The sequence below is a fragment of the Methanospirillum hungatei genome, from assembly GCF_019263745.1.
GTDB lineage: Archaea > Halobacteriota > Methanomicrobia > Methanomicrobiales > Methanospirillaceae > Methanospirillum > Methanospirillum purgamenti.
This window is the reverse complement of the sequence record NZ_CP077107.1, coordinates 3,350,885-3,363,185: the sequence shown is the minus strand read 5'-3', so window position 1 is coordinate 3,363,185 and position 12,301 is coordinate 3,350,885. Positions and strand designations below refer to the sequence as shown.

The following is a 12,301-nucleotide window of genomic DNA, read 5'->3' as shown; positions in this document are numbered from 1 at the left end:
AATAGATTTCTGAGAAAGCTGATAAAAGGATCTAATTAAGTTTCAAAAAAATCTCCTCGCAACTTGAGAGAATATAAAACAGAAAATGATTGATGGTTTTTTGTTAAAAATATGCGCGAAAAAATTAAAGAGTAAACCGGGACATTGAGATAGATATCTGTTCCGCAATTCCTGCTACCTGATCAACAATAACTTTGAGTTGTTGAACTGAAGCAGATGCCTCATTTGTAGCACGAGCAGAATCGACCGCTTCATGTGCTGTGTCCTTAAGCATTGCTGAAACTTCATGCATACTACTGGTAATTTCTTCTACAGCAGCAGCCTGTTCTTCATTCATACTTGCAACCTGTTCAATATTCATTGATATCTCTTCAACAGATCCCGCAAGACGACCAAAAACTGTTAGTGTGTCAGAAAGGAGTACATTTCCATCACGAACTGCTGTTGTTGCACCACTTACCGCGTTCGCTGCTTTTTGAGATTGCTTTTGAAGGTTACTTATCATATCAGTAATCTTTTCAGCAGATTGGCGTGATTCCAGTGCCAATGCTTTTACTTCGGAAGCTACAACAGCAAAGCCCCTCCCCATCTCGCCTGCCCGTGCGGCTTCAATTGCAGCATTTAATGCAAGTAGATTGGTCTGGTTCGCAATATCCGTAATAAGCCGGACAATTTCATTTATTTTTTTCATTTCACCCTGAATATCACCAATTAAATGATCAGCTTCTTCTGCACTTGTGATAATCAGACCCATCCCGTGTTCAGCTTTTTTCGCAAACTCTGATCCTTCCCGTGCCATATCGGTTCCTTCATGAGCCAGGCGCGAGACAGAATCTGCCTTTTGAGAGACATCTCCAACAGTTACAGATAGATCTTCCATAGCTCGAAGAACCTGTCTGACACCCGCATCACTTTGTTCAGTGTTTTGAGATACAGCACTGGAATTTTTCGCAACCTGATCTGAACTCAGCGCTACTTCCTGGACACTTGCATTTGCCTGCTCTACATTCGCAGACAACTCCATGATCTGCTGATTTATAGAACGGAAGGCATCATGTACCTGAATTCCTATGGTATTAATGAAATTCTTAAATTTCAGCCAATCCCCTTTTACTATAACAGTATCTAAAAACCGGGCAGAAAAATCATAGGAAGCATACAAAGAACATACTCTCATCGCTTCTATCGTCGGAATTTTGAAAGTATCAATTAAAGAAAGAGTACTTTCTCTAATACGCTTATATATCCCTGTATGAGTTGAGGTATCAAGAGCAATGACAAGATTACCCTCCCCAATTTCTTTTGTAACTCGTGAAATATCGGTTTCAATAGATTGGATTGCCGTATTTACCCGGTTGTATGCTGAAAAAAGTTCCTCTATCGGTTGATTCAGGGAACTGGTTTTGTCAACTATTGCATGACGAAAAACTCCACCACTCTCTCCATCTGCCAAACGGGAAAAAATGTTCGCAATTTCCTGAATTGACTCTGTGGATTTTTTTTGAGATTCTTTCAGTTGTGAAATTTGTTTAGTAGATTCGTCCTGAACCCTTTGGAGCTCCTGTTGGTAGAGATCCAGCATCGTATTGATTGACTGTGCGAGATCCTCATTTCCATCCGTACGGTTTGAGGTACTTATTCTGACGTTAAATCTTCCATTACGTATTTGTTCTGTTATTGAAGAGATCTCCAATGATAATTCCATCTCTTTGTACCTCGGGTATTCTTACCATTATCTCATCACAATACCCTATTAATATATGTTGGAACCAGTTTCCCACAATATGCATTTTCGCTAAAAATCTATCCTTATTCTTTGATTCTCTTTCGGGAGTAAAACAATAACAAATATACTGATGACTGTCCACTTTAGTAATGTACCATCAATGAGAGGAGGGTTGGATGAAAATTGAGGTCTTGAAGGATATCAGACTTGCAGAAGAAGACTACAAAAAGATGATTTCAGAGGCACAGGAAAAGCGCAAAACAATTACAACCAGTGCCGAACTTGAAGCAGACAACATGATTCAGAAGGCTCATGCCGACGCTGAAGAGTTCAAAAAACAGCGGATTGCAGATGCACGGAAAGAGGCTGATAACCGGTATCAGCGGATTGTCAGTGATGGAAAGGCTGAAGCAATGGCTCTGGAAAACAAAGGGCGGCAAAATCTGCCAAAAGCAGTAGACCTGCTCGTATCACGATTCCGGGAGCAGCTCAATGTTTCAACCTGAGTCAATGAGCAGACTGCTCATCGTCGCATCAAAACAGCAACTCGAGCCAGTCATTACTGAACTCTATCGCATGAACATCTTCCATATTGACGATTATGTCGAGAAAGGAGATGGTGAGTGGGAAGGATTCAGGATTGGAATGCCTCTTCCCGGGGCAGATGTCACATCCGCGGCACTTGTGAAAATTCGATCAATTGCGAGTGCATTTGGTATCAGTAAAGATACGATTAGTGATACAGAACGCTCTTCAATCAACGAACTAAAAAAACGTGTTGAGCAGGATCTTCCTGCTATCGCAGAAGATGTTGAAAAACTTCTGACTAAAAAGACCAAACTTGAGTCAACAGTCAAGGAGTATGAACAGCGAATCGAAGCACTTCATCCCTTTATTGATGCCCCTGTACCAATGGAACTTCTGCAGGGTTATGATACCATCAGTTTCATTGCCGGAAATGTTAAAGGAGCAGTAAATCTGTCAGTTCCCTGTGAACAATGGGAAAAGCAGTCAAAAACTGGTTCCTTCGTAATTTTGGCAGTGAAAAACTCAGACGTTTCAACGGTAGAAAGAGAACTGCTTGATTTTCAAATTCAAAAAGTACAGATTCCACAAGAAACAGGCTCAGCTTCCCAGGTTATCCATGAATATGAGCTGAAAATTGAGGAACTAAAAAAAGAAATCGCAGATCTCGAACGTCAGATGGAAACTATCCGTGGCAAACATGAATTTTTCCTGATGTCATCAGAAGAATTCTTATCTGGTAATGTTGAGCAGGCTGAAGCACCACTTCGGTTTGCAACATCAGAGCATGCGTTTGCCGTCACCGGATGGGTTCCGACGAGTAAAGTTACCAAGGTTTTTGAAAACCTGGACAAGGCCTGTGCAGGGAAAGTGTATGTCTCAGAACTTGAAGTTGAAGACTACAATGAAATGCCGCCGGTTGAATACCACAACCCGGACTTTGCACACCCGACCCAGTTATTCATGGACCTGTATTCACGGCCCAGATACACCGAAGTAGATCCGACTCTTTTAATGGCGATATTATTCCCGATAATGTTCGGACTTATCCTTGGAGATGTTGGTTACGGTGTTATTCTGCTCATCATGAGCCTGGGTCTCCGGTCATTTGTGAAAGGCAGTGAAGCTGGAACCCAACTTGTAACTGTTCTTCGCAATTGTAGTATCAGTAGTATTATATTCGGAGTTGCATTCTCAGAAATTTTTGGCTTTTCACTTCCATGGCAGCCTATCTGGCTCTCTCGTCACATCAATATGGGCGGAGCAGCAAGTCATGCAGCTGCTGAAGCAGCAACTCATGGAATGGAAGCTTCTGTAGAACATGTATCACATATTCCACAGCTACTGGTTCTTTCGATCTGGATCGGTATTCTTCACATCACCCTTGGTAGAATTTGGGGTGCACGGAATGCTGCAAAAATGGATCATGGTCACCACCGAACCCTGAAGATTTATTCAAACATTGGATGGATTCTGGTTATGTGGGGTATCCTTGTCCTTATCTGGTCGAATTTCCCTATACCCATGATGCCGGACTTTTCCCAGTTACCAGATCTTGCAGCCGGTGTGAATCCTGCCATGATTGCAGGCGCCGTCATGCTTATTCTTGGACTGGTCTTTATCGCACGGGAAAATGTTCTGGATCTCATGGAGGTTCCGACGATTATCAGTCATGTGCTTTCATACACACGTCTTATCGCAGTCGGACTTTCTTCCGTTGCAATCGCAATGGTTACCAACTTTATCGCTATTGATATGATCATCAGCCCCCAGCTGAAGCTCTTATCACCGATAGGGATTATCCTGGTCATTGTAGGAATTGTAGTCTTCCTCTTTGGTCATGCGCTAAATACTGCACTTGGTATCCTTGGCGGTGGATTACATCCCCTTCGTCTTCACTATGTTGAGTTCTTCACCAAATTTTACCGTGGTGGAGGAAAGAAATACACCCCATTCGGGATGATTCGTAAACTGACTAAACAGACAGAGTAAAAATAAAATTAATGGAGTTTGAATTATGGCAGCAGAAGCATTAGCAGTAGAAGTGGCAGCAGCAACAGCATCAGCAGCAGGACTTAAGGCAGTCGGTGCAGGTCTCGCAGTAGGCCTTGCAGGTGTCGGTTCCGGACTTGGTGAAATGGGTATCGGAGCAGCAGCAATGGGAGCTGTTGCAGAAAACAAAGACATGTTCGGTCTTGCACTCCTCTTTACCGTTCTGCCGGAGACTATCGTCATTTTCGGTCTTGTCGTTGCACTCCTTCTCATGTTCCAGTGAGTGAGGAAAAGACTATGGGACTGGACGCAGTCATCGCAGAGATAAAGGAAAAAGGACGAAATGAAGCGGATACCATTGTAAACGAAGGTTCCGCACGCAAGGATGAAATAATGAATGCTGCCAGACAGGAAGTCGAAAAGATTCAGCTCACTGTCAAGGATGAAGTGGAGAAGAACCTCTCCCACATCATTTCCCAGGAGGAAGCAGCAGCACATTTAATCGTAAAGCGTCAGGTTCTGAACGCCCAGAAGGATTTAATGGATCAGGTGTACAAGCAAGCGCTTGATAAAATCACCGCAATGCCAGAATCCTTCCATGAAGAGGCGATCACTTCCCTGCTGAAAAAGGCAAAGGAAGAGATCCCAAAGGGTAAGGTCAGCTGCGCAGTACGTGATGAAAAAATCCTCAAAAAAGTCCTAAAAGAGTCCGAATTCTCTGCATATACATTCGGTTCTGTCATCGAAACCGACGGGGGTATCATCGTGGAAAGCGATGACGGACAACTGCAGGTCGATTACAGTTATCGTACATTCCTGAACCAGGTTTGGGAATCAGGATTAAAGGACGCATCAGACTCTCTCTTCGCGTAAATCACAGGGGTATAAGAAATGGTTCAGAACAGTGGCGGCCCGGCTCCGTATATCTATGTCAGTACACGGTTACGGGTCAGGAAGGCCAAACTGCTCCCCCCTGAAGAATATCAGCGGATGCTCAACATGAGTCTTCCGGAGATTATTCGTCTGATTGGAGAGACAGAGTACCAGAAAGAGGTCGATGAGCTCGGAACTTCCTTTGAAGGAATCGATCTGATTGAAGTCGCTCTCTCCTGGAATCTTGCCAAAGAATATCAGCGGGTTATTGAACTTGCCCCCGGATCTCTCAAGGAATTCACCATGGCATACCTTCGCCGGTGGGATATCTATAATATCCTGACCATTCTGCGTGGGAAGATGCAGGGTATGAAGGAAGGAAAGATCAAGGAAGTACTCATTCCTGCCGGAAGCCTTGACCGGACTATCCTTGACCGGGTTCTGGCAGAAGAAAACTGCGAGCGGGTTGCAGATGCCCTGAAGAGCTGGAAGATGTATCCGACACTTTCTACAGAACTTTCTGATGGATGTGCCATCGGTTCATTTGCCCGACTTGAAAACGAGCTCTACAAGCGGTTATACGCAGATCTCCTCCAGATTGCCCGGAGAGGAGTGAAGGGTGGAAACCAGTTCCTGAAATTTGTTCAGCTTGAGATTGATGTGAAGAACATCAAGACGCTCTTTCGGATGAGAGGCGACGGATATGAAGAAGATGCTCGTGAATTTTTCATCCCCGGAGCCTCATTCAGCCCTGAAGAGCTACAGCAAATGAATCAGATGACAAGCAGGAATGAAGTCATTGATGCCCTTCTCGCACGGATAAAGGCAAAGGCAATTCAGGTTGCTCTGGAAGATATGAGAACAGAAAAGTCAGAACAGGAGGTCGATGCTGAACTTACCAAAACACAGCTTGACCATATGGAGCAACTCTCCAAAATTAATCCGTTCTCTATTCATCCCATCCTCGTGTATCTTGAAAAGAAAAAATACGAGGTTTTCAACCTGAGAGCCATAGCCCGTGGAAAAGAATCCCGACTTGCCGGTGATACCATCGCAAAATATCTGGTGATATAACATGGAGATCGCGGTAATCGGTAATAGTGAATTCATCCTCGGGTTCAGGCTTGCCGGAATTACAAAAACATACGCGGCAGAATCTGATGAAAAAGTTGTTGAGTATGTCCACAAGGTTCTTGATGATGGTAAGATCGGAATTCTTGTTCTCAACAGCAGTGATATGGCAAAGATTCCAGTACGACTCCGCACTACCCTCGAAAACTCAGTTCACCCGACAGTTATCACACTTGGTGAGGAGGAAGGCGGTCTGTCAATGCGTGAGAGAATTAAACGATCAGTGGGTGTTGATCTGTGGAAGTAAAACGAACCAAAGGGGTTTTAAAGAGAATTGCAGGACCTGTCGTCACTGCAGTCAATCTCGACGCACACATGTATGATGTGGTGAAGGTCGGGGATGAGCAGCTGATGGGTGAGGTCATCAAGATCAAGGGTGAGGATATCATCATCCAGGTCTATGAGGATACCTCAGGCATCAAGCCGGGTGAACCGGTAGAGAACACCGGTCTCTCGCTCTCTGTTGAGCTGGGACCAGGACTTCTGACCAGTATTTACGACGGTATTCAGCGTCCGCTCGAAGTGCTGGTTGAGAAGATGGGAAATTTCATCGAGCGTGGAGTTACTGCTCCCGGTCTCTCCCATGATAAGAAGTGGGAGTTCAAGCCGGTCAAAAAAGCAGGCGACATGGTTACTCCCGGAACTATCATCGGAGAAGTTCAGGAGACCAACATCGTTCACAAGGTAATGATCCCTCCATACTGTGATGCAGGTAAGATCAAGGAGATTAAGAGCGGTTCCTTTACCATCGATGAGATCGTCTGTACCCTTGACAACGGGGCAGAGATCGCCATGATGCACAAGTGGCCGGTCCGTATGCCACGTCCGGTTACTGAAAAACTTAACCCGGACATTCCGCTCATCACCGGTCAGCGTATTCTTGACGGTCTGTTTCCGGTTGCAAAAGGTGGAACGGCAGCAATTCCAGGACCATTCGGATCAGGAAAGACGGTTACCCAGCAGGCACTTGCAAAGTGGTCTGATGCCGAGATCGTCGTATACATCGGGTGTGGAGAGCGTGGAAACGAGATGACTGAAGTTCTGACAGAATTTCCGGAACTCGAAGACCCGAAGACCGGACGTCCGCTCATGGAACGTACCGTTCTTATCGCCAACACCTCAAACATGCCGGTAGCTGCTCGTGAAGCATCTGTGTACACCGGTATTACCATCGCAGAATACTTCCGTGACATGGGTTACGACGTTTCCCTGATGGCAGATTCCACCTCCCGGTGGGCAGAAGCCATGCGTGAAATCTCATCCCGTCTTGAAGAGATGCCTGGTGAGGAAGGATATCCGGCATACCTTGCAGCCCGTCTGTCTGAATTTTACGAGCGTGCAGGTCGTGTCAACACCCTGAACAAGGACTTTGGTTCAGTCACCGTTATCGGTGCGGTTTCACCACCTGGTGGAGACTTTTCCGAGCCGGTTACTCAGAACACCCTGCGTATCGTCAAGTGTTTCTGGGCTCTGGATGCAAAGCTCTCACAGCGGCGTCACTTCCCGGCTATCAACTGGCTGAACTCATATTCCCTATACCTGGACACCCTGAGCCAGTACTATGACGAGAAGGTCTCCCCTGAATGGAACCCGCTTCGTACCTGGGCAATGGAAGTTCTTCAGAAAGAAGCCGAACTGCAGGAAATCGTGCAGCTCGTCGGTTCAGATGCACTGCCTGATGAGGAACAGGTCACCATCGAAGTTGCCCGTATGCTTCGTGAGATCTTCCTGCAGCAGAACGCATTCGACCCGGTTGATACCTATTGTGACATGGGCAAGCAATTTGACATCCTCAAGGCAATCAGATTCTATTCTGACCAGGCATATGCAGCTCTGAAGGCAGGAGTCATCACCTCTCAGATCACCGGTCTGAAGGCAAAGAACGACCTTCCACAGATCAAGTATGTCAAGGAATACAAGCCTGAAATCGAGAAGATTGTCAAGGCAATGGAATCCGAGTTTACCAAACTCCGGGAGGCGGCTTAGATGAAGGAGTACAGAACTATCACACAGGTTGCAGGTCCTCTGGTCTTTGTCGAGAAGACTGAACCTGTGGGATACCAGGAACTCGTCAATCTCGTCCTTGCAGATGGATCAGAAAAGCGTGGTCAGGTCCTTGATACCTCTGACGATATCGTCGTCGTTCAGGTGTTCGAGACCACAACCGGTATCGGTAAGGATACTGGTGTCCGGTTTACCGGAGAGACCATCAAGATGCCCGTCGGGAAGGATATGCTCGGACGTATCCTCTCCGGTGCAGGAAAGCCAAAAGACGGCGGTCCTGACATCGTTCCGGAGAAGCGTCTTGAGATCACTGGTGCGGCAATCAATCCCTGGGCACGTGGGTCTCCACGCCAGTTTATCCAGACCGGTATCTCTACCATTGATCTGACAAACACCCTTGTTCGTGGACAGAAACTTCCAATCTTCTCTGGATCTGGTCTGCCACACAACGAGATTGCACTACAGATCGCCCGTCAGGCAAAAGTTCCGGGATCTGATGAACAGTTCGCAGTCGTGTTTGCTGCAATGGGTATTACCAAGGAAGAAGAAAACCAGTTCATGGCCGAGTTCGAGAGAACCGGTGCACTTGAACATGCAGTGGTGTTCCTCAACCTTGCAGATGATCCGGCTGTCGAGCGTATCATCACCCCACGGCTTGCTCTGACAACTGCAGAATACCTGGCATTCGAGCTGGACTACCACGTGCTGGTTATCCTGACCGATATGACCAACTACTGTGAAGCACTCCGTCAGATCGGTGCAGCCCGTGAAGAAGTGCCAGGACGTCGTGGATATCCGGGTTACATGTACACCGACCTTGCATCCCTGTACGAACGTGCAGGTATTATCAAGGGCAAAAAAGGTTCAGTTACCCAGCTGTCCATCCTGACTATGCCTGGTGACGATATCACCCACCCAATCCCTGATCTGTCCGGGTACATTACCGAAGGCCAGATCGTGGTCAACCGTGATCTTCACCGAAAGGGTATCTACCCACCGATCAACGTTCTGCCATCACTTTCACGTCTGATGAACCTTGGTATCGGAAAAGGTTTCACCCGTGAAGACCACAAGAAGGTCTCTGACCAGCTCTATGCAGGATATGCAGAAGGTGTTGATCTTCGTGGACTGGTGGCAATCGTCGGTAAGGATGCACTTTCAGAGCGTGACCGGGGATTCCTGGAATTTGCGGAGATGTTCGAGAACCGGTTTGTCAGACAGGGTAAATCTGAAGACCGTACCATCGACGAGTCACTTGATCTTGGATGGGACCTGCTCAAAGACATTCCGGAAGAACAGCTTGTGCGTATTGACCGTGAACTTATCCAGAAGTATCATCCAAAATACCGCAAGAAGGCAGAGTGAGCCTCCATGGCACTGAAAGATGTCAAGCCGACACGGTCTGAGTTGATCAACATCAAAAAGAAGATCAAGCTCTCCCAGAACGGTTATAAGATCCTCAAAATGAAGCGCGATGGACTCATTATGGAGTTCTTCAAAGTGCTTGAGGAGGCAAAGGACTCCAGAGGTGCTCTGCTTGAGAAATATGCCCGTGCACAGGAGATGATGGCTATCGCAAACACTATTGAGGGTTCAATTGGTGTGAAAGCAGCCGCATTTTCTGTCCGGGAAAACCCGGATATCACCCTCAAGAGCAAAAATATCATGGGTGTTGTGGTTCCGGAGATTGAATCAACCAAAGTTAGAAAAGGAATTGCAGACCGTGGTTACGGAGTTATCGGTACCACCCCGGTTATCGATGATACTGCAGCAGCCTTTGAAGATCTTGTTGAGGCTATCATTAAAAGTGCAGAGATAGAGACCACGATGAAACGTCTGCTTGATGAGATAGAATCTACCAAGCGGCGTGTCAATGCTCTGGAGTTCAAGGTTATACCAGAACTCTCCGAGGCTCGTGACTTTATTAAGATGCGGCTTGATGAAATGGAGCGTGAAGAGTTATTCAGGCTCAAAAAGATCAAGGCCAGATCTACCGCATAATTTTTTTTAAACGTTTTTGATTCGCTCTTCGTTTATTCCGTGATATAGACTTTATTTCGAACTCTATTTTAGTATCAATGTACGCCTCTCCCATTCTGATTTTATTGTTACACCTGGAGGTAATAATTATCACCAATAAGGGAGATAAATTCTGAAACGTATGACACTTGTGAAAATATCGGAAAAGGGACAGATAGTCATACCTGCAGCATTCCGAAAGAAATGGAATCTCGAAGGAGGTTCAACGATTATACTCACGGATGATGCAGATGGAATACGTATCAGGCCTTTGGTCCGTCTCTCTGACCTCTCCGGGATCGATGAGGGGAAGGGATTATTACAGAAACTTCAGGAGATGAGAGAGGAAGAAGGGGACATTTAATGCCAGATCTTCTTTTCGACACACATGCATTCATCACACTTTTCGAACGACAACCAGGATGGGAAATTGTAAGAGAATATATGAGAGCAGTTGATGATAACGAATGTTCAGGGTTTATTCCAACAGTTGTACTCACGGAAATTATGTATTTGTACATTCTGCAAGAGGGACATACTATCGCAGAACAAAGAATAGGGCAAATATTAAATTCCAGAATGAAGACTCTCCCTTTTGATGAGAGCATCTCCCTTGTGGCAGGGATGATTAAAAAACCAGGTGTTTCATTGGCAGATGCATGTATTGGAGCTACGGCACAGGTTCACAATCTTACGGTATTATCAGGGGATAAACACTTTGACCAGATGAATATCCAGCGAATCGGATATCCATAAAAATCTAATGAAGTGAGCATGGTATCCCACCATGGGGGATACACGTTGAATGTGATTAAAGGTTCAATTGGTGTGAAGGCAGCTGCATTTTCTGTCTGGGAAAACCCGGATATCACCCTCAAGATTTAAAAAATCATGAATTTATGGTTCCGGAGATTGAATCGAACACAGTCAGAAAAGATATAGCAGACCGTGGATACAGAGTTATCGGTAACACCCCGGTAATCGATGATACAGCAGCAGCCTTTGAAGATTCGGTTGAGACTATCATTATAACCACAGAGATGGAGATCACGTTGAAATATCTGCTTGATGAGATGGAGCGAGAAAATAACGTAAATTTGATGATCCGCACCTCATGACATAGTATATATAGACTTATTACAAGTTTGGGGTAGCAATTAAAGTCTTTCAAAATCATATAACCTAAACACTAAACACCTAGCATTGTTGAATCTCATGAATTCCAATTATTTCTATGAAAACACAGAAAAAAACATTGATCGAAAGGAAGAACTTAAAAGAATCGTGGCATTATTAAACAAAAATTACCAATCCCTTCAGGAAAAATACAATATCAACGAGATCAGTATCATTGGTTCATTTGCCAGAGGCGAACAGACAGAAGAAAGCGACTTGGATATAATGGTTGATTTTACAAAACCAATAGGTTGGGAAGTCGTGGATCTCAGGGATGAATTAGAAAAACTTCTGGGTATAAAGGTTGATCTCATTTTAAAAGCGGGAGTCGTGCAGCGAAAACGGCTCTACTCACAAATTTTAGAGGATGCAGTATATGTCAAAGCGTGATATTATACTAATATTTGATGACATAATTGAAGCATCAAACAGGATATCCGCTTATATAGGTCAATACTCGAAAGAAGGTTTTTTAGGAGATCAAAAGACAATTGATGCTGTTGTCAGAAACGTTGAGATAATTGGAGAGGCAGTATCTCAAATACCACTTGAAATTCGCAAAAAATATCCAGAAATACCCTAGTCGAAAATTGTCGGAGTAAGGAACATCGTAATTCATAGATATTTTGGAGTTGACACAGATACATTATGGATCATTATACATGAGCAAATTCCAAAATTCAAAGAACAGGTTTCTGTAATAATTCAAAAGGATTAATTACTTTTCATATGTTATCAGTTTAGGTAAGGTGTAACACAAACTAAACCCTAATCCGCTCAACTAACTTCTGATAGTGATATTACCCTTTCCGGAGATACCTTTAAGTTATCTGGGGAAAATTATTCCGGAGAAGT

16 protein-coding genes are annotated in these 12,301 nt (G+C 44.9%); 15 read left to right on the top strand and 1 reads right to left on the bottom strand.

Features of this window, described 5'->3' with window-relative positions; translation table 11 throughout:
• Positions 1-124 precede the first annotated feature (124 nt).
• Positions 125-1,705: a methyl-accepting chemotaxis protein gene (locus KSK55_RS16240; RefSeq protein WP_218607697.1), complete on the bottom strand. Its 1,581-nt coding sequence runs from the start codon at positions 1,703-1,705 to the stop codon at positions 125-127.
• A 197-nt stretch (positions 1,706-1,902) separates the two neighbouring features.
• Here KSK55_RS16240 and KSK55_RS16235 point away from each other — a divergent pair, with 197 nt between their 5' ends.
• The 15 genes from KSK55_RS16235 (at position 1,903) to KSK55_RS16785 (ending at position 12,164) form a co-directional block, all read left to right on the top strand.
• A complete protein-coding gene (locus tag KSK55_RS16235; protein ID WP_109941103.1) occupies positions 1,903-2,232 on the top strand; it encodes a V-type ATP synthase subunit E family protein in 330 nt (109 codons plus the stop codon).
• The gene (locus tag KSK55_RS16230) at positions 2,219-4,243 is read left to right on the top strand and encodes a V-type ATP synthase subunit I (RefSeq protein WP_214421211.1); all 2,025 of its coding nucleotides are present in this window, start codon (positions 2,219-2,221) and stop codon (positions 4,241-4,243) included. Before KSK55_RS16235 ends, KSK55_RS16230 begins: the two co-directional genes overlap by 14 nt.
• A gap of 25 nt (positions 4,244-4,268) precedes the next feature.
• A complete protein-coding gene (locus KSK55_RS16225) occupies positions 4,269-4,526 on the top strand; it encodes an ATPase (protein ID WP_214421210.1) in 258 nt (85 codons plus the stop codon).
• A 14-nt stretch (positions 4,527-4,540) separates the two neighbouring features.
• Positions 4,541-5,116, top strand: coding sequence for a V-type ATP synthase subunit E family protein (locus KSK55_RS16220; protein ID WP_214421209.1), 576 nt, complete (start codon positions 4,541-4,543; stop codon positions 5,114-5,116).
• Positions 5,117-5,134: 18 nt separating this feature from the next.
• Positions 5,135-6,190, top strand: a complete 1,056-nt coding sequence (locus tag KSK55_RS16215) for a V-type ATP synthase subunit C (RefSeq protein WP_218607696.1) — start codon at positions 5,135-5,137, stop codon at positions 6,188-6,190.
• Position 6,191: 1 nt separating this feature from the next.
• Complete coding sequence (locus tag KSK55_RS16210; RefSeq protein WP_011448207.1) at positions 6,192-6,494, top strand: V-type ATP synthase subunit F; 303 nt, start codon at positions 6,192-6,194, stop codon at positions 6,492-6,494.
• Positions 6,485-8,233: an ATP synthase subunit A gene (locus KSK55_RS16205; protein ID WP_214421207.1), complete on the top strand. Its 1,749-nt coding sequence runs from the start codon at positions 6,485-6,487 to the stop codon at positions 8,231-8,233. The genes KSK55_RS16210 and KSK55_RS16205 overlap by 10 nt, the downstream gene beginning before the upstream one ends.
• Positions 8,234-9,616, top strand: coding sequence for a V-type ATP synthase subunit B (locus tag KSK55_RS16200; protein ID WP_214421206.1), 1,383 nt, complete (start codon positions 8,234-8,236; stop codon positions 9,614-9,616).
• A gap of 6 nt (positions 9,617-9,622) precedes the next feature.
• Complete coding sequence (locus KSK55_RS16195) at positions 9,623-10,252, top strand: V-type ATP synthase subunit D (protein ID WP_214421205.1); 630 nt, start codon at positions 9,623-9,625, stop codon at positions 10,250-10,252.
• A gap of 160 nt (positions 10,253-10,412) precedes the next feature.
• The gene (locus KSK55_RS16190; protein WP_214421204.1) at positions 10,413-10,634 is read left to right on the top strand and encodes an AbrB/MazE/SpoVT family DNA-binding domain-containing protein; all 222 of its coding nucleotides are present in this window, start codon (positions 10,413-10,415) and stop codon (positions 10,632-10,634) included.
• On the top strand, positions 10,634-11,026 hold the full coding sequence (locus KSK55_RS16185) for a type II toxin-antitoxin system VapC family toxin (protein WP_218607695.1): 393 nt from the start codon (positions 10,634-10,636) through the stop codon (positions 11,024-11,026). Before KSK55_RS16190 ends, KSK55_RS16185 begins: the two co-directional genes overlap by 1 nt.
• A gap of 143 nt (positions 11,027-11,169) precedes the next feature.
• Positions 11,170-11,388 carry a V-type ATP synthase subunit D gene (locus tag KSK55_RS16180; RefSeq protein ID WP_218607694.1) on the top strand — a complete coding sequence of 73 codons (219 nt, stop codon included), beginning with the start codon at positions 11,170-11,172 and terminating at the stop codon, positions 11,386-11,388.
• Between the two features lie 166 nt (positions 11,389-11,554).
• A complete protein-coding gene (locus tag KSK55_RS16175; RefSeq protein ID WP_256664068.1) occupies positions 11,555-11,836 on the top strand; it encodes a nucleotidyltransferase family protein in 282 nt (93 codons plus the stop codon).
• Positions 11,823-12,029, top strand: a complete 207-nt coding sequence (locus KSK55_RS16170) for a HepT-like ribonuclease domain-containing protein (RefSeq protein WP_218607692.1) — start codon at positions 11,823-11,825, stop codon at positions 12,027-12,029. The genes KSK55_RS16175 and KSK55_RS16170 overlap by 14 nt, the downstream gene beginning before the upstream one ends.
• 6 nt (positions 12,030-12,035) lie before the next feature.
• On the top strand, positions 12,036-12,164 hold the full coding sequence (locus tag KSK55_RS16785) for a HepT-like ribonuclease domain-containing protein (protein ID WP_218608975.1): 129 nt from the start codon (positions 12,036-12,038) through the stop codon (positions 12,162-12,164).
• The last annotated feature ends 137 nt before the right edge of the window (positions 12,165-12,301 follow it).